We start from the raw sequence: 19,464 nt of genomic DNA, 5'->3' as shown, positions 1-19,464 counted from the left end.
GATTTTCCTCTTGAATGTCAGGAACCGTGTCGGAGCTGCCGAAGGGTCGGGCCGCGATCGGACGATCTTTTGATTTCAGGCCACCCGGTAACCCGGCCGGACGATCTTCATGCTCAGCACGCAGGTCAGGGCAAACGGCACGAGCATGGCAATGAGCATCCCGATGACGAACATGGGGATGAACTGCGGCATGATCGAAATGAAACCGGGCAGGCCGCCAACACCGATGGCCGAAGCCTGGATCTTGTTCAGCGAGAGAAACATGCAACCCAGCGCCGAGCCGGCCAGCGCGGCGTAAAACGGAAACTTGTAGCGCAGATTGACGCCGAACATCGCCGGTTCAGTGATGCCGAAGTAGGCGGAAATCGCCGAGGTCGAGGCCATGCTCTTGTCCCGCGCATTGCGCGTCATCCAGAACACCGCCAGTGCCGCACTGCCTTGCGCCAGATTGGACATGACGATCATCGGCCAGATGAAGGTGCCGCCCTGGCTCGAGATCAATTGCAGATCCACCGCGAGGAACATGTGGTGCATGCCAGTGATCACCAAAGGCGCATACAACAGACCGAAGATCAGACCGCCCACCAGCGGCGCCAGATCGAACAGCATCACCAGCCCTTCGGTAATGTAGATGCCGATATGCCGGGTTACCGGGCCGATGATCGCCAGCGCCAGCACGCCAGTGACGACAATGGTGGTGATCGGCACAACCAGCAGTTGCACGGCATTGGGCACTCGCGCCCGCAGCCATTTTTCAATCACGCTCATCACATAGGCCGCCAGCAGGATCGGCAGAATCTGCCCCTGGTAACCCACCTTTTCCACCTGGAAAAGCCCGAGGATGTCGAAATACGGCAGTTGCTGCCCGTCCAGCCCGGCAACGGCCTTGCCGTAGTTCCAGGCGTTGAGCAGGTCCGGATGCACCAGCATCAGACCGAGAACGATGCCGAGGATTTCGCTGCCGCCAAAGCGCTTGGCCGCCGACCAGCCCACCAGTGCCGGCAAAAACACGAACGAGGTGTTGGCCATCAGATTGATCAGGCTCCACAAGCCATCGAGGTTGGGATAGGCATCGAGCAGTGTCTGCCCCTCGATGAACATGCCCTTGGCGCCGAGCAGGTTGTTGATGCCCATCAACAGGCCGGCAATGATCAGCGCCGGCAGGATCGGCATGAACACATCGGAAAACACCCGCACCAGCCGCTGCATGGCGTTTATCTTCTCGGCGCTTTTCTGTTTAACGTCGGCGATGGTCGATGCCGCGAGGCCTGTCTGTTGCCTCAGTTCGGCGTAGACCTTTTCAACGTCGCCCGGGCCGATGACCACCTGATACAACCCGCCGGTGAAGAACGAACCCTTGACCAGCTCGACGCCGTTGAGTGCGGCCACATTGACCCGCGCGGGGTCTTTCAACGCCAGGCGCAAACGCGTCACGCAATGCGCCGCCTGCTCGATGTTGTCGCTGCCACCGAGGCTTTCCAGCAGCTCCCTGGCGATGTTCGGATAGTCATGGCTCATGCTTGTTCTTCCGTCGTGGATTGTTGTTATTGGCAGCACGCCGAGAGGAAAAATACTCGTCTGTACGAGTTAATGCAACAACTCGTCTGTACGAGTTTGTGTGAGTGGATGAACGTCAGATCAGCAAGGATTTTTCCTACTCTGACTTAAGCCGTTTTCCGTCCTCCGCATGGACAAAGCCCTACCCTACCCTTAAGGTTCGGGGTTTTGAGCACCGTCGGCACAGAGCCCAGTCATGAGCAAATACAATCAGATCTACAGCGATTTGCTTGCCAGCATCACCACTCAACGCCTGGAGCGCGGCGCCCGGCTGCCTTCGGAAACCGAATTGATGGACACCTATCAGGCCAGCCGTGGCACGGTGCGCAAGGCCATCGATCAACTGCAGGAGCGCGGTTTCGCCCAGAAGATTCACGGCAAAGGCGCGTTCGTGCTGTCGACCAACCCGATCGAGTTCCAGCTCGGCGGCATCGTCAGCTTTCAGGAGACCCACCCGCGCCTAGGCAACGACGTCAGCACTGAAGTGGTGGAGATGTGCCAGGTTCCGCTGGAAGGTACGCTGCTCGAACACATCAATGCCGAGCCCGGCAGCCCGATCACCCGTATCAAACGGGTACGGCGCATCGACGGCAAACGCGTCATTCTCGACATCAACCATTTCGTCAGCACGGTGATTCCCGACCTGTCTGCAGACATCGCCGAACACTCGATCTACGCCCACATCGAACAGACCCTGCAACTGCAGATTGCCTACGCCCAGCGCACCATCGAAGCAGTTGCGTGCAGCAAGGACGATCAACAGCATCTGGACCTCGACGGCCAGAGCCACGTCATCGTGGTCAGCAACCAGACCTTCCTGCAGGACGGCCGCCAGTTCGAATACACCGAATCGCGGCATACGCTGGACAAGTTCTATTTTTCGGATGTGGCGCGGCGCTGACGAGAACATCTTTTGTAACGCAACTTGCGATAGCTGGCTAACACACCCCCCTTGGGCCAATCGGTCATGCTCAGTCTTTGTTCCTCAAGGATGAAAGAACACATGACCGCTCCCGAACGCCGTCTGCTGCCAAACGCAGCGGACAAAAACGCCCTCAAAACCATCGCCACAACGATCGTGAAGACCTGCCCGAGCCTGCTTGATGCGGCCCGGCAAGTGGCCAACGAACTGCTCGCGGACAAAGGTCTGTCCGGCCTTGACCCTGACGAGATCTATTTCCACCGTTTCAAAACGGCGCAGAGCAGCACGCTGACCTTTACCGGTTGGGAACACTTGCTGGAAAAGCCTTACGAAACGCTCACCCTCACGCAACTGGTCATCAATCGTTTTCGTGCCACCGACCAGGACAATGCAGACCTGCTCGGCCTCTACTGCGGCTTTTATTCGGATGGCCCGCAAGCAGAGAATTTCAATCAGAGCAATGAAGTGCGCTTGCTGGGCAGCGACGTGCTGAAGGTGTTTTGGGATGTCGACTTCAGCGCTCGCTACACCGGTCAATTGACGAAATTCTGGCAAACCGCGTCGGAGGATTTCCGTGCGTTGGCAAAGTGCAATTTCCTCAGCCAGGCCGTGCAGGCGCTGCAACAGGGCGACCTTGATGGGACCGATTTTCAGCGCATCGTCGATTCGGTAGTCGGCCCCGTTACCTGGCCTGTCACCCTGCCAATGCTCCGAGCGACATACCCGGTCGGCGCTGAAGTACGCGCGCTGGATCTCGATGGTCACGTCGCCACCAATGTGCTGCGTCTGGTAGAAACCAATGGTCGACAGACCCTCTATTTGCCCGGCGAGGCCCAGGCCTTTCGCTTGATGGACAACGAGGCCGATCTGCATTGGTGGTTGCTTGAGCAGATGAATGCCGAGGACAAGCGCCCCGCGTTTCTCAAGCACTTCGCGCTGGCCGACAGCAATCACCTGTCCGAAAACCTCACCGATCTGATGAATCGCCTGGTCCACACCTGGGGCCACAGCGATCACCACATGGTCAACCGCAGCAATGTCGCGATCAGCGGTGACGCATTCACTTGGTTAAGCGAATCGACTCGCAAGGCGATGGTTGCCGAAGCGCATCTGGTGCTCACGTCCAACAGTGACCTGCGCAAGAAACTCTGGATGGGTTATCTGACAGCCGGCCTCAAGGTGTTCGGCCCTATGGCAGCCGTAGGCTGGCCGGTGGCATTGCCCCTGATTGGCGCCAGCATCGCCAACATGGGCTTGAACATCGATCAGGCCATCAACGGCTCGACGGCCACCGAACGCAAAGCCGGCGTTACCGGCGCGGTGCTCAACGCTATCGAAATTGTCTTCAACGTCCCGTTCCTGATCGGCACGGGCGCGCAACTGGAGGTAGGTCCTCAGGTCGAATTTGCCGAAGCGCAGGAAATGCTCGGGCTGATCGAGTTCACGTCGGCTGACACGCCCTTGCTGCCGCCTGCAGAGCTTCCGCCTGCCATGACGATTGAAGCGACGACGGATGAGTTGACGAACGAAATACCCCGCGAGACGACATCCGTCACCGCCTCTGAGCACGTGAGCATGGCGGCGGCAAGGCAAGGTTCGGCGTTGCCAGGGATTCCCGGTCGTTATCGGTGCAACGAACTGCTTGCACAACGTTCCGCTGAGGCGGTCCCGGGAAAATTCGAAGGCATCTACCGCCTCGACAAAGAGCCGGCCTATGCCATCGAAATGGATGGCGTAGCGTATTACGTGCGCTATTTTGCCGACTCTGAAGGCACTGGCAACTGGGCCATCGTCAATCCCGAGCGCCCCAATCAGTTCGCTTACTCTTTGCCAGTACGTCTGGGCAGTGGCGGCAAATGGGAACGTATGCCAGCGCTGCGTTTGCGTGGAGGCGGCCAATGTGTGGGCAAGGCGTGTTTGCCGGAGGACGAACTGACCTCGACGCCAGCTTCGGCAACGCCGTCGGCGGAGCTGCCACTCGTCCAACCGGTTTCGCCGGTTGCGCGTCCGCTGCGTCTGGTGACGCCCCTTGACGACATCGTCGGGATGGACATGGCCAGAATGAGAAGATGGGCAATGAACTTGCCAGAGACTTTCGCCGAGCTCTCCAGTGCAAACCGGGGCAATCGTGCACCCGCCGACACGTATGCAGCCTATTTCAGCGAAAGACGCGCGGCACTGCTCAATGAAGCCAAGGAATATTACTCGGAGCTGAACTGGACCAATCTGCCCGTGCGGCCGGTCATTCCTCAGGTCAGCCCGCAAATGCAGACAACTCAGTTGATCGATCGCATCTTTGCCAATAGCCAAGGGCTGGTCGTCGGTGAAACCTTCGATCGTATCGCCAGCATGCGTTTCATGATCGAGAACATGCCCGCGTTCGCGCGGCATATCAAAACCCTGTACGTCCGTGGCTTGCTGAGTGACTTCGCCCAGGCAGATCTCAATGACTTCTACTTGTCGGGAGAGATGTCCGAGGATCTTCGTGTCTACCTGTCCAGCCTGGGTACCGACCCTGAAGGCCGGTTCGACCTCCTCGAACTGGTCAAGACCGCCCAGGCCAATGGCATCAGGACCCACGGCCTCGAGACCGTGCACAGCTACAAACTGAAGATACCGCTTACCTCGATCGAGGAGCAGATGATCCACGCCCGGCTCGCCTCGCAGATCATGTGGGGTGACGAAATCCTCAACGGACCGGGTAAATGGGCAGCTCTGATCGAGGCGACGAACATCAATACGTTCAGAAACCTGCCTGGAATAAGCGAACTCAGGGGCGGCATCGGTTTGCGGATTGAAGAGGTTTCGCCGAGCGAAGTGGCGGAGACAGGCATCGATCCGGGGTTGAAAGTCGCTCGCGGTCCGTTTGATAACGGAGCAACGACGCGCAACTCATCCGACGTGCTTTTCGCTGATCTGCGCTTGCAGATCGAAACACCGGTGCCGCAATGGACTGAGGCATCCCTGGAAAAGCTTCTGCATCGCAACGGTATGTTTCTGATCGAACAGGCACAAAACAACACGTACACGTTGGTGCGTCGCAACAGCGCGAGCAATATTGTCCGGACAGTGGTCAATCGCAGGAGGGATGGCCAAGTATACATCTGGGCCCAGTCGCTACCTCGCATCAGCGGCATCATGTTCCGCAACATCGCCGCACTGGCCGAGCGCCTGATAGAAATCGGCCTGACCCTGCAAAGTCGCTTGCCCACCTGACCGATTGGCCAACCCATGAAACGAAAAAACCCTTGGCTTGAGGCCAAGGGTTTTTCGTTAATCGAACCGCAGCAGGATTATTCCCACTCTATTATCAATTAGCCATAAAACACCAATATTCTCAGGTGAATATCAGTACGCTTTTACGCAGCACCATTGAAAATACCATTTAACTCTTGTTTATCGCATCCTCTATGGGAAGGAGCGCTAAATGGACGGTTTCCCGGCTAAACGCACGGTTCAACTGGCGCAAAAAAATTTTAAGCTCAGCTTCGCAGCCGTCCCGCTGCACCTCTCGAAGCAGCGCGGCGACATAGCGGGGGTCAGTGCGGAAGATTTCAGCCAATACCTCGTCATGGGACCGGTCTTTCATTCCAATGAACCTGTTATGTATCGAGGAGGAATAGCCCCTCCGTGCTGATGAGCATCCGCCGTCACCACAGCTCTCTCGCCATTTTACAGACCGGCGAGTAAGCTCAGCGCTAGAGGCCAAAAGCCATCCGAAAAGATAAGCGGCAAAGGACGAATGATTAAGGATGACCAGTGTACCGTCACCGTTGACCCCAGACCAGTTGGCCGCGCACTCCCTGCTATCCGAACTCCGGACCCGCATTGCCGTGCAGCCGCTACCATACCAATATGGGATTGAGACACGAGCATTGGAGAGCCTGTGGGAAATCTTTGGGCTGGCCAGAAATGTTATGAAAGCATTCCCTGGGTGCAAAGATTTTTCACAAATCACCACGGACATGCTGAACACTGAACTTCGCCCGGTGACGGCGAAGTGGCATAGGGCGCATCAAGCCGGAGTCCTGGACTCAAAAGACGGGGCCAATGAATTTCGCATAGACCTTAATTCACTAAGAGTGAAACTGATTGATTTCTGCGAACAGTTACAACTGATGGCCTATGGTGGAATTTGCAAGGATAAGATTACCCCTCCAGTAATAAATTTTGACGACTTAGAAAAATGCTTCATTCCGATAGAATTCGGCATTCCGAATGATACACTTGGAAAGGTACATAATTTCTGCGATATAAACACATCAGAAGCTGCAGAAATTCAAGCGCGCCGAAAACATTACAACATAAATAAAACTGAAAAAAATGACGCAGTTGGCTTATCGCTATCCGGAGGGGGTATCCGATCAGCGACATTTTGTCTCGGTGTCGTCCAAGTATTATCTGAAAAAAATCTAATGAAAGACTTCGACTATCTTTCAACCGTATCCGGAGGCGGATACACAGGAAGCTTTATTACATCAACGCTTAGTCAAAAAGAAGGCTACGAGGCAATAAGCAAGCCATACGGTCCAGACACAGACCCAATCCGCCATATCAGACAAAACGCAAAATATTTAAGCGCTGCAAATTTAAAGCAACGATGGATGATGGTAACGGGGGCCCTAGCAGGACTTATACTAAACCTATCAGCACCGATAGGCATAATTGCAGCTATAGCTTTAATTAGCAATTATACTTCTATGTTAAGCATCCCAAATTTTTGGCTTTGGATTGCTGGGGTTTCCGGCGGTGCTAGTATAGTCGGAATAATCTCCTATGGCATAGGTTTGCGTTTCGGATGGGGTGCCAAAGCCGGAAGCAGTATAGTTGCTGTAGGCGCAGGCACCATAATAATCGCACTATTAACTTTTATAGTAAGCAAGGGATATGATTCACTGGGGAAAATCACCTCCGACAACTGGCAGAGTGCAACTTACTTAGCCGCGCTAGCGTTTGCAATCCCATTGATAGCGAAATTTATACCAATATTTAATAGCCTCCGCGCTAAAAACATACTCCTAAAATATTCCTTAATTTTAGCTGCTGTTATAGTCCCCCTAGTCTCACTTGCACTACTGTACAGTTTCAGAGCAATGGGAAGCCTCTCCCAGGTTTCGACAATCTCTTGGCTTAGCGGGCAAGTGCTGCTTATATTAATTATTGCAACCTGCTCCATCATTTCACTATGCCTGAACGTAAATCTGACCGGCCTACACAAACTTTATAGAGACCAGCTCGCAAAGACATTTGTGGAAAATGATAAAAATTCTGACGATCTGCCATTGAAATTTGTCAACAACAGTCATAGGGCACCGTATCATTTAATCAACACTACTGTAAACTTACCCTCCAGCAAAAATCGCACTCTTAGAGATCGACGTGGAGACTTCTTTATTTTTTCAAAACATTGGTGCGGTTCAGCAGCGACCGGCTATTCCTCTACAAGCCAATGGAAAAGTAACGGTGCCGCAGTTGATCTAGCGACTGCAATGGCTATTTCCGGGGCAGCAGTTTCGCCCCAGATGGGCCCTAACTCTGTATCTAGTGTGTCGGCACTGATGACATTATTGAACATAAGGCTGGGCTATTGGATAAGTAATCCTAAAATAGCAAGCAAGAAATCTCCCGGCTTTTTATGTCTTCTCCGTGAAATGACCGGCATCGGCATGAATGAAAATAATCCTTGGCTGAACATCTCAGATGGCGGACATATTGAGAACATGGGCCTCTATGAGCTTCTCCGCCGCCGTTGTAAATTTATCGTGTGCGTGGACGGTGAGGCCGATCCGCGCTCAACATTTGAGGGACAATTGACATTAGTTAGGCACGCTCAGATTGATTTTGGTGTACGACTTGAACCAAGGCTTGATGACATCCGGCTTGATCCAAAGTCAACCCTTAGTAGAACTCACTCTCATCTTCTAAGAGTTCACTACCCTGACGCAGGGCCAGGGAAGCCGGAGGCTATTGGTCTGATGCTATACCTAAAACTATCGTTGACCGGAGACGAAACAGAACTGCTTAAGCGTTATCGCTCCATAAGCCCCGACTTCCCGCATGAATCTACTTTAGATCAATTTTACACTGAAGAGCAATTTGAAGCCTATAGACAGCTTGGGGTACACGTAGCGGAAGGAGTTTTCTCCAAAGCATTGCTGGACGAAAACACGACCCCTGCCGATGTCAGAGAGTGGTTCAAACAATTAGCTAAAAACATGCTCGAATCCGCTGATAATATTTAATCCAAAATAATGCCCGAGCAATCCCGGGCATTCGTTAAAAAATCATCCTAAAAAAACCTTAAACCGTCACCTTATTGTTTTCCGCCGAATAACGGGACTTCGCCAACTCGAAGTCATAAGGATCCCCATACAATCGAGTGGCTTCATATTCATGCTCTAGATAATCAATTAGAGGCTGCGCCTGATGAAGCGGAAATTTACGATGATCTCTTCCATTGGCGTACCCCAGATCCTTAAGTATTTTTTCTGGAATTACAACCGCACCTGCGCCAAAGTAAAAAAAATAATCCGAAATTAAAACAACATCAGTCTGCGTATCATTTTTTATATTGTGTGGATTAGGCGAGCCGTCTGGAAAGCTATGATGCGAGTTAAGCTGCTGCCAGTCACCATCTTTTTTCCAATAGATGTTGTCACCCACAATCATTTTCTTACTGCCATTCCTCAACGGTTTTTTATCTTTATATAAAGGATTACTCCAATAACCATCAAAAGTTTCCGACTGAGAGACCTTCATTGCAAAAATACACTTACCAGTAGCCCTTAGTCTCCCTCCCCCCATCCCGACGATCCAGTCACCCACCTTAGCAACTCTTCGAGTACGAGGCTTACAGGTAGCTAACGTACAAAGACCATGGAACGGATTCGGAGCAAAACCAAAATCGCGATCCACTACATACATATATACTTTCGTCATCGCTAGCACTCTGAGTTTGCTGCTCCATTAACAGTATCACGCACAGTTCCATCTGGATTTTGGAAAGCATTCTCCCCGGCATCAATAGCGCTCATAATACTATCTGAGTTCCAACCAACTATTGCGGACGCATACTTCTCTAAACTTGCGGGTATATCCGACTCTTTGCCTCCCTGCTCGTAAACCCCCACAATCCGCTTACCCTGAGCGTGCGCTTGATCAATTTCCCAATTCACCCAAGGGCGCTGGTGTGTCTGCTGGCCTATCAAAACAACAACTGTGGATGCCCAGGAGACTTTCATTCGAAGCAGCCGCTTTATTGTCGATTCCTTGACCATTCCTTTATCAAGTCTTTCTTGGTTAGCAGGTTTGGCACGAATTGAGCTATTACGAATATCCCAACCCTTCGACCCAAGCAATTTGGCAAACTTGTCAACTAGCGCGTCGTCACGGTGGTGGTGACTTATAAACAAATGCCTACGACTTCCAGATTTACTCATTACCGTACCCCTCAAGGTTATCCATAACTTAATAAACGAGGAATCAATAAAACAAGAACCGCTTTAAACCATGCTAGAGCCTACACCTTCAGCATAAGTTATAGACCTAGAATCCTGATCGATGAGTAATCGAGCACCATTAGATTTCAAAACTTTACGCCAAACTTCAAACCCGAGAAGAATAGCCTTCTGCCACTCTCCCGACGAGCGCGCCTTCACCTCCAAAAGAGAAGTAACGCCTTTGATAGTACGTAAGAGCTTATAGTCCAGCGCCGTTACCCCCTCAAGCCAATTGTGCTCTTTCGCATAATCGAACACGAGAGCAACAACAGCCTCATCTATAACCTGTGCGCGCCCTCCATCTTGCACTTCATCAATATCAGGTGCACTTTTTCTCTTACGCTTCATAAGACTACGGATCACGGGCGACCAACCCAGAACTGCGATATAGGCAAGATGAAATACATCATGAAATCGATAGCCGTCAGGATCATCTGCATTGTCAGTCAGATAATCCCCAATCTGCACATCGTTCATTAGCATTCTTATCTTAACTTTACCCTCAACGTTGACCTCATCCAACTTAATCTCAAATTTTCTAGGCAATTTTTCTTGTTCTGGAAAGCTTTCATCAAATACCGTCGCACTGGTGTCGCCGTGTCCCCAACGCCCATTAGCCTTGTCTAGGTTTTTCTGCGCCACATCTTCAAGACTGAGCCCGGACTTTTCGGCCACGTTCGCGATATACCAAAGCAAATCGCCCAGTTCCTCACAAATCTTTTCTTTAAACAGCAAATGCGAATCGCCGTCTCGCAGACGCTTTTTATATTCGCTAAGAAGCTCTCCTGTTTCGCCGGCCAAACCAAGCAACGGAACCATCAAGTCAATCCCCGCTGCTCCTGCACTCTTTGAAGGAACACGATCAGTTAATTGAGCAAGCCGCTGATAATAGTTAAAGTCCATTTTTAACACTCCAAGTTCAACGCTGCCTGGGTGGTAGCGCGAAAAGATGATCGGGCCTCCGAAAACTCAAGCGATCTAAAATCTGCCGCAACCCGGTCATTGATCCCCCATTTAGGTGGATACCACGGCATGTCTAACGAGCCAGTCGGAGAAAACTTCTGTTTAATACGAGTACGCCCTGAGATACCTAAAACCTCTGGATGAGCAACACGGGCGTACTTATCAACTTCGCAAAAAACGTTCTGACAATCTATCAGCTGAAGTGGTCTCCCCCACAATGAGTCAAACTCAATACCCAAGCGTTCAAATTCACGCTCCTGATTTTCAGCCATCAACCGTATTAGTTGAGCCTCATCGACCCCGGCTGTAGTTTTGAAGCATTTTTTTAAACCATCTAGAGCGCCAGGTCCAGGCATTACGAATTCCATTTCTGAAAAACATGTGACTTCAGAATAATTTATATCAGTCACAAACTGATATGCCAAAAAATTGCCGATAGTTGGGTAGCTTCGGATGATTTCAAACGCTTTCTGCATACTGCCCAAGCCATGCAAAATTTTCGGAAGTTTTTCATCCATCATTCGTTCAAGCAGCTTGAGATGATTTTGATGCTTCGATGGATATCCAAATGCGGAACTCCCCGGAGGCATGATGTATGCGGCCGAGTAAATCCGCCCCCCGGCCTGCATAGCTCGGGTTAGGACTCTATCGTATGTATCAAAATTATAACCTCGATACGTAATAGCTCCAATCTCTCTTTCCAGAAGCTCCCAAGTTTCGATCTTATTGAAAAACTTGAACAGCAAAATCCTGAAAACCACCTCCTCCGGAGAGTCGCAAAGATCGGTGCGATAAATTACATTCCTTATTAAATATTGGCTAACTCGATCTGAGGCGCGGTACGCGTTTGTGAACTTATGAGCCAAAATAACAGGATCAAAAGTCCAAGGCCCAGAAGATCCAATCAATCTCTTCCTAAAAACTTTTTGACGCTCAGCGGCAAACCTCCAATAGCTTTCATATACCGGAGTCACCTCAAGTTTTTTAGACACCTCAGATGTGCTACTTTGAACATTTGAGTGCAACTCAAAATACTTACCGTCGAACTCAATTGCAACCATCACGCGCCATCTCCATTGTGGTGGACTCGCCGTGGCGAATCGAGGCATCACCTACCAATATACTCTTCCCTGCATACAAGCGTGCGACGTAATCTGCAGCCCTTCCAGCCGAACCATCCCATCATGTGCGCCCTGTAAAAACAGCACGTAACTGCCTCAGCGCCGATTCACATCCGTTCCAGTACACCATCGCATTCGTTGCTGCATGGATGCCAGCTTCCAGCTCTCCAAACTCCACCATCACTAGCTCTACGTCAATCGCATTTGCGCCTTGGCTTCGCTTCTCTAAAAGCCGAAGCTTCAGCGGTCCAGTGCCCTGTCGGAGGTCGACATTAACCCTGGCCAGATCAGCCCCTGCGGTGTGGTCAACCACCGACCGGATGGGCGTGCTTAAACCGATAGCACGCAGGTAGCCCGACCAGGGCATACCAGCCTTGTATGCGTTTTCTGTGATCCCAGCCTTTTCCTCGGCATTTGCCGAACCTCAATTGGCTTGCCACCTCGGCAAGCCGTTGCCTTTTCTTTGGTGTCGGCTGTCAGGGTGCTTCTGTTGTTGCCGTTGCGGTTTTTCCCTTAGACGCGGCAGCGGCTGGGGCCTCGCAGAGCAAGATGCCGTTGAGCCGAAGGCGAATAAGGGGCGGTGTTGGGAGGGTGCGGGCTTGCCCGTACCCGTACAACACACATCTTGCCGTCCAGCTAGGCGCAAACATATGCGTATCTATGCGAACAGCTCAGAAGGCGCGACCATAAGCATATTTACGCATGTCTACGCTAGATTACGCATGGAAAATATACAACTTTATGCGCATACTTGCGCAACCATGCTTAGGCGGACTATGCGATGACAAAAACACCAAAAAAAGGGCCTACAGGTGCAGGCCGGGTCGCATTTTTAGCGCGTCTCGAGGAATTCCGTAGCCTGATCCAAGCGGGGTGGCCGGTCACGGTCGTGTACGAGAACCACGGTGGGGATAACACTGGTCTGAGCTACAGCCAATTCGCCCGATATGTCGGAAAATACATCCGCACGCCGACCAAGCGCGGAGACCAGCGCCCAAAGGTTGCAGACGAGACACTACTTTCTACGACGCCACTGGTAGAACAAACGCAGTCTGGCGCGACGATGCAGCCAAGCACCATGTCAAAGCGTCAACCTGGGTTCAGGCATGATCCTAGCAGTGGCAACAATCGTGACGACCTGATCTAACTTTGGCGGATGTGCGAGAGTTTCAGCGACCTCGACTCTCTCAAGCGTACACGGCCATTGACGACGCAAAGATTTGCCCCTCCCCCTGCATGCGACGCCGACTGATTGAAAATCACATTCCGTCAGCTCTTTGAGAGTTTTCTAGGAAACCTCATCGGCATTCGCCGCCAATCGGCGTCTTCCATGTCAACCTAATTAGCCAATCATTCCATCGATGCAACCGGCATATCGGGGCACGATCAAGCACGAATAATAGTGACTGATTGAGGTCGGCATATGTACCAAATAATCTCAAAGCCCATCAAAGACAGAACGCTGTCAGCTGATACTTCGCACAGAACGACCGCTTATGCGCTCGGGAAACTTATTCGCCAAATGGCCAACAGCGCCAAAATTCTCGGAGCCGTTTTTATAGGGATGGTATGCATCTCCCCTGCCCGTGCTTATGCAATCTATTGCTCGAATTGCTCGACGTTCTATCAGCAGATGTTCGGGTACGTCGAGCAGGTCAACACGGCATTGAATACCGCCGAGCAACTGCAAACGCAGATTCAGCAGTATCAAAACATGGTTTCGCAAGGCACGAGCTTGCCGAATTCGATGTTTGGCAGCATCGCGGCCGATCTGAAAAATGTGGCCAACATCTACAACCGCTCGCAAGCCCTAGGGCGACAAATCCAGGACATGGACTCGAAATTCAACACGGCCTTCCCAGGCTTCGAGTCTTACCTGAATCAAGCTGCGAACTTGGCACAAGCTCCGAACCGTGATCGCTATGAAAAGTGGTCCGTGCAGGGTCGTGACAACGTGAAAACGGCAATGAAAGCAGCGGATTTAAATACAGGAGCTTTCGAGTCTGAAGACGCTCAGCTCGCGCGCATGGTTTCACGTTCACAGTCAGCCGAGGGCCGGATGCAGGCGATTCAGGCAGGCAACGAAATCGCCTCACAAAATGTCCAGCAGTTGCAGAAGCTGCGCGATCTGCTGGCCACACAAATCAACATGCAGGGCAATTACATGGCTCAGCAGGTTGATCGAAAGGCTGCGGGCGAGGCAACGGAACAGCAGTTTGAAGCACGTGAAAACACACGCGGTGGCGTGAAGGGGTACTGAGAATGACTATTTCGAAATGGCTCATCGCGTTGATCTGCTCCGGCTCAGCACTAACCGCTTTTATGGTCACCCTGGCAGTTCAAAGCAACAGCGAATGTACCTCGGTGACTGAGCACCATCGGCGACAGAGTGACGCTGATACCTCGTTTGAAGCACGCCCGAATACCCGCGGCGGCGTTAAGGGGTACTAGCTATGGATACTCGCCTACTGTTGTTCCTCGCCTTGGCGAGTGCATTTGTGAGCGGAGATGCTATGGCCGCGACCGACCTTTCCCATGCCGACACATCGGTGCAGGGCCTACTCGACCTCGTTTTGCAGCAGTCGCACCAGTGGTCAGGAAAGCTGTATGACTATGCGATCAGATTATTCTGGCTGTTGGCCTCCATTCAATTCATTTGGACGTTCATACCTCTGATCATGAAGCAAGCCGACTTAGGCGAAATTGTCGGCGAGCTGCTGCGCTTCGTCCTGGTGGTCGGCTTCTTCCTTGCTGTTATGAAGTACTCGGTGGAGTGGTCATCTGCCATTGTCGATAGTTTCCGCGATGCGGCTGCGTCTGCGAGCGGCCTCGGGCGTGCATTAGAACCCGGCGATATGCTGGCGATTGCACTGGATTTTGGCCGCACTATGGTAAAGGGCATATCAGTGTTTTCTCCGGCCAAAGGACTTCTGATCGCAGTATGCGCAATCCTTGTATTGGCGTGTTTCGCCTTCATCGCTGCATTCATGTTCGTAACGCTCGTAGAGTCTTACGTCATCATCAATGCTTCGGTGCTGTTCTTTGGCTTTGGCGGCTCACAATGGACGCGTGATTTTGCGATCGCCCCAATGCGCTTCACCGTCGCAATCGGAGCCAAGCTGTTCGTCTTAACGCTAATCGTCGGCCTGATCGTTCAGTCCGCCAAGCAGTGGTTGGCCGCCTACACCAATGACGAGGCGTCGTTGATGACGATGGTCGGTCTGGCCTTGGTGTGCTGCTATCTGACAAAGACTATTCCCGACCTGATCGGCGGCATGATTAGCGGCACGTCGATGGGTGGCGGGTCAGCCATCGGTGGTATGGCGGCCGCCGGTGCTGCCGGTGCAGCGGCGGCAATCGCAACCATCGCCACGGCCGGGGCGGCAGCTCCTGCTGCTGCCGGTGCAGCGGGTGCCGGAGGCATCAGCGGCGGCGGGCTGGCAGGGGCGATCAACTCCAGTTTTACCGGTGCAAGCTCCGCTGGTGCTACCTCGCCAGTAGGTGGAGCTACATCCCCCGGCGTAGGGTCTAGCACTGGCGGCGGCGCAGCGGCCAAGGCGGCGAGCTCCGCAGGTGCGAAGATTGGCGGTGGTGCAGCCACCCCATCGGCTACGTCCAGCGACAGCGTCCAGCAGACCGCTAAGCAGGCCGGGAAGGCCGCACAGAGCGGCGGTGACGATGATCAGAAAGCAACACCGAAAGGGGGAGCTGTTAGTTCCGGCAGCGCACTGTCCCGAGCGGCCAATGGTGGTGCAAAAGCGCTTGGCGTAATTGCCTCGCTGACGGTGCCGGGCATGGAGAATGCGCACTCAGCGTCGTTTGGCGCTGATCTTCTACTGCCAGCTCCCATTGACTCCAGTTCGCCCACGTCCGCAGAGCCAACTGGGGAAGCCGCAGGCATGGAATCCAACGTCATTCGACCGGATACGAACACCAGCTCGAATTCCGGCCGCCTCGACGTTTCGAGCATAACCTCAAGCAACGACCAACCGGAGAAATAATCATGAATAGCATTCTAATGTTCGCTGGATTCGTAGTGCTCGCCTCCACCTTAGCCATTGGCATGTGGGCGTTCGGCCGTTGGCTGCGGAGCAAAGGCCACGGGCCATTGCTAGATAGACTGGATCGACAATGCACCGCGTTGCAGCTTCGAGTTAGCCCGCTGGCCCTTTCGGCTTCCTTTCACATGTTTTCTGGAGTGCAACATCTGAATCGCCTCCCTCTACTTGGTAGCAAGAGCAATGCCGCTCAAGCCCTGCAAATTCTGACGGCGATACGAGCGGCGCAGGAAGCCCAAAGGCTCGACTCCCCCGTCAACCGCTAACTCTACAATCCCCCGCCAGAGTGCGGGGGTGTTTGTTTTCCGGTGCCACCAAATCCAAGTAGTACGCACGGACTTGTCTCAGCTCGCCCCTTCAGACCTCCCGCACATAAGCGCAATCTCTTCCTGAGTTCAAAATTCGAGCCGCCGTATTACTTCGGAGCAGCACCCTACTGGCACTCCATCAGAACGACGATCCCAGACAGCCTTGATCCAACGCGCGGAAGGCTCCGCCATTAGTAATACGCACGGACTTTGAACACTTGGACCATCAGACTGGACGGGCCGCCGTCAAAGCGCGGGGGCTTCGCCATTAGTAATACGGACGGACTTGGTACACTGAATCTCCGACGTGTTTATGTACCTGGACACTGCCATAACTGATACACCCATTAGCTTAGCGATAGCCCGTACGCTCAACCCCTCGCGCCTTAGAGCCTGTGCCTGTGTTTGCTTGGCTTTAGCGGTATCAAGGTAGGTTTGTCGGTCTACTGAACCGGCAGCTCGCCTACGAAGCTCGTGGCGCCTCCTATCCCGTTCTGCAGCCTCGACCCGACTGACAATGGTCTTGAGCTGGTGTTGTTCGTCGGCAGTGATCCCGAACAGGTTGATAAGGGTGTCGTTCTTCGGCGTGTAGAGCGGCGCGTAGTCCTTGCCGCCAAAGCTGACTTTCTCCCCGGCCTCGTAGGCTTTGGCCTTGCTGAACAGGGTCATAAGCTCTTTCGAGCGGCTATTCCACTGCGGATCAAGTTCGCGGGCCAGCGCGGCCGCTTCGTGGTACATCTGCTTGCTGTTGGTCGCCCCGGACAGCAGCAGGAAATTCAATCGCCAAAACAGGTGCTGCATACGGCTGCCTTCACCGACACCACCGCGCAGCTCGGCCAGCTTGCGCAGGTCTTCCAGCCGATCCCACGCGAGCTGTCGGCCGGAAAACCCGCGCAGATTGTCAGCTTTGCTGCCGGGCACCAAAAGGAAAGGCTTTCTCGTTGCGCGCTGTTCGGCCTGTTTCTGTTGCTCCTGCCGTTGCTGCTCGATAGTCCATCGGGCTGCCGGTAGCAGGGCCTCGGCCAGATACTCGAAGTTGTAGCGGATCGGTTGGCCATCGTGGCCGCTCTGGACATGAACCACGCGGCAGACTTCGCCGCTCTTGCTGTTGACCGTCTCGACGGTGCGCAGCACGCGGCTGGCATCCTTAGCCATCGGGTCGGCCCCGACGTGCGCGAGGCGATCCACAAGGTAGCGTTGGCAGGCGTTCCAGCGGGGCAGGGCCTGTCGTGGAATCGTGCCATCCAGTAGCCACTTGGCCTGTATGCCCCGGCCGCTGTAGATCAGCACCGACGGCGGCGGCAAGCCCTCTTCGGCGCAGAAGTATAGGACCGACGCAGCCAGTTGATCAGGCGTACGCCCAGTTAGCCCGGGCACGCGGTAGGTGTCGAGGTCGGTGAACAGCAGACCAAGCCGCAGAAGATTAACGACTCGCCGATTGGGTCGGATGAACTCTGCTTGGGACATCCACGTGTCACGTTTTTTGTCCAACAAACTGAGCACTTTTGGCATATCAGCCAAACGATGAGAGGACTGGCGCTTTTCACCTTGGGAGTCGACGAGCAACGAAAAAAAACCGGCTCTCGTCCTATCGTGGTACATCTGCGCTTCGTCCTCAGAGCTGAAAAGCGCAAGCTGTAAACTTGCGCTTTTCAGCTCTACAAGGTCGTTTGCAGTTTCTGAGTAAGGACGCGATGTCGACCTTGTCTCAGGCCTGAACCCCACCGCTCAGACTGCCATTCCTGGCCTAGGAGCGGGGCCGGACTCCCTGCATGTATCAATCCACTCCTCTACCTCGGCTAAATCCCACACGACCTTGCGGCTACTCACCGCAATTCGACGTGGAAATTTACCCTTCATTTCAAAGTTATAGATCGTGCGCTCACACAGCGGGATCATCGCCAGGAGTGTCTTTTTGTCGATTAGTTTTTTGCTCGATGAATGCATAGCTAGGCCCTATCAGTCACAGCGAATGTGTGCCTGATCGTGCCTTTAGGTGCCTATTGCTTCGACAGAATGATTGGCTAGAATGGTTGACATGAAAAAACAGATGACCATAGCTATTTGGGAGGGGTGTGATGCCTCCGTCGCAGAGGCCCTTCACCGATTCCTTGATCGCTGGGAGCCCTACTCCACAGCATCTAAACGCTATCCGATCGTTCGTCTGGTCGAAGAGCTTATCGACCCTGTCGTGGCGTCATATGCCGAAACGCTTCCATCGCGTTATCAGGGCCATATACCCGGGGCAGGAACGAATGTAGCGTTCAGCGCGATTATCCAGCTTGTTGGCATTGCCGCTATGGTCCGCCTACAGCGTCAGCTGCTACGAGCTTTTGTTCTGACTCACGACAAGCAGTCGGGGGATGATCGCTGCTTCATTGCGACGCTTGAGACGTTGATAGAACTGGTGCTGGCATGTAAGCGCAAGCAGCCGTATACCAAGGATATGGACGGTTTGAACGGTCAACGCTTAAAGGGGTTTTGTAGATTCTGCGGCGCGCGAGCAGAGCTAGCATTGTTCGCAGAAGGTGAAGGTCAGCGTGACCTTGATGAACACCTACGCCTGAGCAACCTGTACTGCACCACCCACCGCCCAAAGACACCAGATGGACGCTGGAATCCGGCATACAGGCAAGCAATGAGATCGGTAGCGCAGTTCGACCTAGAGCTGGCCAGATTGAGCAGACAATGCGCGATACGAGCAGAGCCTAAGGCAAAGTCAGGTGACGAGCTCGTCGACGCTTATATCTTTCGATACATGCTTAGCCAAACCCTACACCTAGCGGACGAAGCGGAGCTAAGAAATCTCGCTCGACTAATGGTGGACATGAAGCTGACAGACCGAAGAAAGCAAATCCTCGTACTGCAAGAGTTCGGCTTCAACCAGTCAGAAATTGCTCGCAGATTGGAGATCGAGCGCCAAGCAGTATCCAAGGCTCTTCGCCATATTCCTGACTGCTTTCGATTTACGACAGCATGAGTGCGTCAAGATGAGTAATTGCTCCCCACATCTACACACGTTTGTATTCGACGAGT

Annotated in this window: 17 protein-coding genes; 9 read left to right on the top strand and 8 right to left on the bottom strand. The window is 53.2% G+C overall.

Features of this window, described 5'->3' with window-relative positions:
- Positions 1-75: 75 nt before the first annotated feature.
- Positions 76-1,518, bottom strand: coding sequence for a PTS system trehalose-specific EIIBC component (gene treP, locus AEQ63_RS18735; protein WP_042608323.1), 1,443 nt, complete (start codon positions 1,516-1,518; stop codon positions 76-78).
- Between the two features lie 235 nt (positions 1,519-1,753).
- On the opposite strand from treP, the gene treR reads away from it, so the two are divergent.
- The 4 genes from treR to AEQ63_RS18715 all read left to right on the top strand — a co-directional run bounded on the left by treR (position 1,754) and on the right by AEQ63_RS18715 (position 8,721).
- Positions 1,754-2,458 (top strand): trehalose operon repressor, encoded by a 705-nt coding sequence (gene treR / locus AEQ63_RS18730; RefSeq protein WP_064364356.1) that lies wholly within the window; start codon positions 1,754-1,756, stop codon positions 2,456-2,458.
- Between the two features lie 102 nt (positions 2,459-2,560).
- The gene (locus AEQ63_RS18725) at positions 2,561-5,695 is read left to right on the top strand and encodes a membrane-targeted effector domain-containing toxin (protein ID WP_064364355.1); all 3,135 of its coding nucleotides are present in this window, start codon (positions 2,561-2,563) and stop codon (positions 5,693-5,695) included.
- A gap of 211 nt (positions 5,696-5,906) precedes the next feature.
- Complete coding sequence (locus tag AEQ63_RS29165) at positions 5,907-6,116, top strand: hypothetical protein (protein WP_161806092.1); 210 nt, start codon at positions 5,907-5,909, stop codon at positions 6,114-6,116.
- A gap of 280 nt (positions 6,117-6,396) precedes the next feature.
- On the top strand, positions 6,397-8,721 hold the full coding sequence (locus tag AEQ63_RS18715) for a patatin-like phospholipase family protein (RefSeq protein ID WP_236705274.1): 2,325 nt from the start codon (positions 6,397-6,399) through the stop codon (positions 8,719-8,721).
- 58 nt (positions 8,722-8,779) lie between these two features.
- On the opposite strand, the gene AEQ63_RS18710 is transcribed toward AEQ63_RS18715, so the two are convergent.
- The 5 genes from AEQ63_RS18710 to AEQ63_RS29325 form a co-directional block, all read right to left on the bottom strand.
- The gene (locus AEQ63_RS18710) at positions 8,780-9,418 is read right to left on the bottom strand and encodes a hypothetical protein (RefSeq protein WP_064364352.1); all 639 of its coding nucleotides are present in this window, start codon (positions 9,416-9,418) and stop codon (positions 8,780-8,782) included.
- A 2-nt stretch (positions 9,419-9,420) separates the two neighbouring features.
- Positions 9,421-9,918 carry a TIR domain-containing protein gene (locus AEQ63_RS18705; protein WP_064364351.1) on the bottom strand — a complete coding sequence of 166 codons (498 nt, stop codon included), beginning with the start codon at positions 9,916-9,918 and terminating at the stop codon, positions 9,421-9,423.
- A 63-nt stretch (positions 9,919-9,981) separates the two neighbouring features.
- Positions 9,982-10,881, bottom strand: coding sequence for a nucleoside triphosphate pyrophosphohydrolase family protein (locus AEQ63_RS18700; RefSeq protein WP_064364350.1), 900 nt, complete (start codon positions 10,879-10,881; stop codon positions 9,982-9,984).
- A 2-nt stretch (positions 10,882-10,883) separates the two neighbouring features.
- Complete coding sequence (locus AEQ63_RS18695) at positions 10,884-12,002, bottom strand: nucleotide kinase domain-containing protein (RefSeq protein ID WP_161806093.1); 1,119 nt, start codon at positions 12,000-12,002, stop codon at positions 10,884-10,886.
- 121 nt (positions 12,003-12,123) lie between these two features.
- The gene (locus AEQ63_RS29325; RefSeq protein ID WP_442965725.1) at positions 12,124-12,429 is read right to left on the bottom strand and encodes a hypothetical protein; all 306 of its coding nucleotides are present in this window, start codon (positions 12,427-12,429) and stop codon (positions 12,124-12,126) included.
- A 414-nt stretch (positions 12,430-12,843) separates the two neighbouring features.
- Here AEQ63_RS29325 and AEQ63_RS27380 point away from each other — a divergent pair, with 414 nt between their 5' ends.
- The 4 genes from AEQ63_RS27380 (at position 12,844) to AEQ63_RS18675 (ending at position 16,386) form a co-directional block, all read left to right on the top strand.
- On the top strand, positions 12,844-13,209 hold the full coding sequence (locus AEQ63_RS27380) for a TraK oriT-binding protein (RefSeq protein WP_082367905.1): 366 nt from the start codon (positions 12,844-12,846) through the stop codon (positions 13,207-13,209).
- A 375-nt stretch (positions 13,210-13,584) separates the two neighbouring features.
- Entirely contained in the window at positions 13,585-14,322 is a 738-nt protein-coding gene (gene trbJ / locus AEQ63_RS18685; protein ID WP_064364370.1) for a P-type conjugative transfer protein TrbJ, read from the top strand.
- A 193-nt stretch (positions 14,323-14,515) separates the two neighbouring features.
- On the top strand, positions 14,516-16,063 hold the full coding sequence (gene trbL / locus AEQ63_RS18680) for a P-type conjugative transfer protein TrbL (RefSeq protein ID WP_064364349.1): 1,548 nt from the start codon (positions 14,516-14,518) through the stop codon (positions 16,061-16,063).
- Between the two features lie 2 nt (positions 16,064-16,065).
- Positions 16,066-16,386 carry a hypothetical protein gene (locus AEQ63_RS18675; protein WP_064364348.1) on the top strand — a complete coding sequence of 107 codons (321 nt, stop codon included), beginning with the start codon at positions 16,066-16,068 and terminating at the stop codon, positions 16,384-16,386.
- A 288-nt stretch (positions 16,387-16,674) separates the two neighbouring features.
- On the opposite strand, the gene AEQ63_RS18670 is transcribed toward AEQ63_RS18675, so the two are convergent.
- Both AEQ63_RS18670 and AEQ63_RS27370 read right to left on the bottom strand, forming a co-directional pair.
- On the bottom strand, positions 16,675-18,030 hold the full coding sequence (locus AEQ63_RS18670; protein ID WP_064364347.1) for a replication protein: 1,356 nt from the start codon (positions 18,028-18,030) through the stop codon (positions 16,675-16,677).
- A 126-nt stretch (positions 18,031-18,156) separates the two neighbouring features.
- Positions 18,157-18,375, bottom strand: coding sequence for a helix-turn-helix transcriptional regulator (locus AEQ63_RS27370; RefSeq protein WP_082367901.1), 219 nt, complete (start codon positions 18,373-18,375; stop codon positions 18,157-18,159).
- Between the two features lie 91 nt (positions 18,376-18,466).
- On the opposite strand from AEQ63_RS27370, the gene AEQ63_RS18665 reads away from it, so the two are divergent.
- Complete coding sequence (locus AEQ63_RS18665) at positions 18,467-19,408, top strand: LuxR family transcriptional regulator (protein WP_236705273.1); 942 nt, start codon at positions 18,467-18,469, stop codon at positions 19,406-19,408.
- Positions 19,409-19,464: the final 56 nt, after the last annotated feature.

The sequence above is a fragment of the Pseudomonas sp. RIT-PI-o genome (genome assembly GCF_001297215.1).
Taxonomy (GTDB): domain Bacteria; phylum Pseudomonadota; class Gammaproteobacteria; order Pseudomonadales; family Pseudomonadaceae; genus Aquipseudomonas; species Aquipseudomonas moraviensis_A.
This window is presented reverse-complemented; position numbering and strand designations above follow the sequence as displayed.

Bases quoted from the DNA above. Each gene is read 5' to 3' on its own strand.
- treP (WP_042608323.1), bottom strand. From the start codon at position 1,518: ATGAGCCATGACTATCCGAACATCGCCAGGGAGCTGCTGGAAAGCCTC.
- treR (WP_064364356.1), top strand. From the start codon at position 1,754: ATGAGCAAATACAATCAGATCTACAGCGATTTGCTTGCCAGCATCACC.
- AEQ63_RS18725 (WP_064364355.1), top strand. From the start codon at position 2,561: ATGACCGCTCCCGAACGCCGTCTGCTGCCAAACGCAGCGGACAAAAAC.
- AEQ63_RS29165 (WP_161806092.1), top strand. From the start codon at position 5,907: ATGGACGGTTTCCCGGCTAAACGCACGGTTCAACTGGCGCAAAAAAAT.
- AEQ63_RS18715 (WP_236705274.1), top strand. From the start codon at position 6,397: ATGAAAGCATTCCCTGGGTGCAAAGATTTTTCACAAATCACCACGGAC.
- AEQ63_RS18710 (WP_064364352.1), bottom strand. From the start codon at position 9,418: ATGACGAAAGTATATATGTATGTAGTGGATCGCGATTTTGGTTTTGCT.
- AEQ63_RS18705 (WP_064364351.1), bottom strand. From the start codon at position 9,918: ATGAGTAAATCTGGAAGTCGTAGGCATTTGTTTATAAGTCACCACCAC.
- AEQ63_RS18700 (WP_064364350.1), bottom strand. From the start codon at position 10,881: ATGGACTTTAACTATTATCAGCGGCTTGCTCAATTAACTGATCGTGTT.
- AEQ63_RS18695 (WP_161806093.1), bottom strand. From the start codon at position 12,002: ATGGTTGCAATTGAGTTCGACGGTAAGTATTTTGAGTTGCACTCAAAT.
- AEQ63_RS29325 (WP_442965725.1), bottom strand. From the start codon at position 12,429: ATGCCCTGGTCGGGCTACCTGCGTGCTATCGGTTTAAGCACGCCCATC.
- AEQ63_RS27380 (WP_082367905.1), top strand. From the start codon at position 12,844: ATGACAAAAACACCAAAAAAAGGGCCTACAGGTGCAGGCCGGGTCGCA.
- trbJ (WP_064364370.1), top strand. From the start codon at position 13,585: ATGGCCAACAGCGCCAAAATTCTCGGAGCCGTTTTTATAGGGATGGTA.
- trbL (WP_064364349.1), top strand. From the start codon at position 14,516: ATGGATACTCGCCTACTGTTGTTCCTCGCCTTGGCGAGTGCATTTGTG.
- AEQ63_RS18675 (WP_064364348.1), top strand. From the start codon at position 16,066: ATGAATAGCATTCTAATGTTCGCTGGATTCGTAGTGCTCGCCTCCACC.
- AEQ63_RS18670 (WP_064364347.1), bottom strand. From the start codon at position 18,030: ATGTACCACGATAGGACGAGAGCCGGTTTTTTTTCGTTGCTCGTCGAC.
- AEQ63_RS27370 (WP_082367901.1), bottom strand. From the start codon at position 18,375: ATGCATTCATCGAGCAAAAAACTAATCGACAAAAAGACACTCCTGGCG.
- AEQ63_RS18665 (WP_236705273.1), top strand. From the start codon at position 18,467: ATGAAAAAACAGATGACCATAGCTATTTGGGAGGGGTGTGATGCCTCC.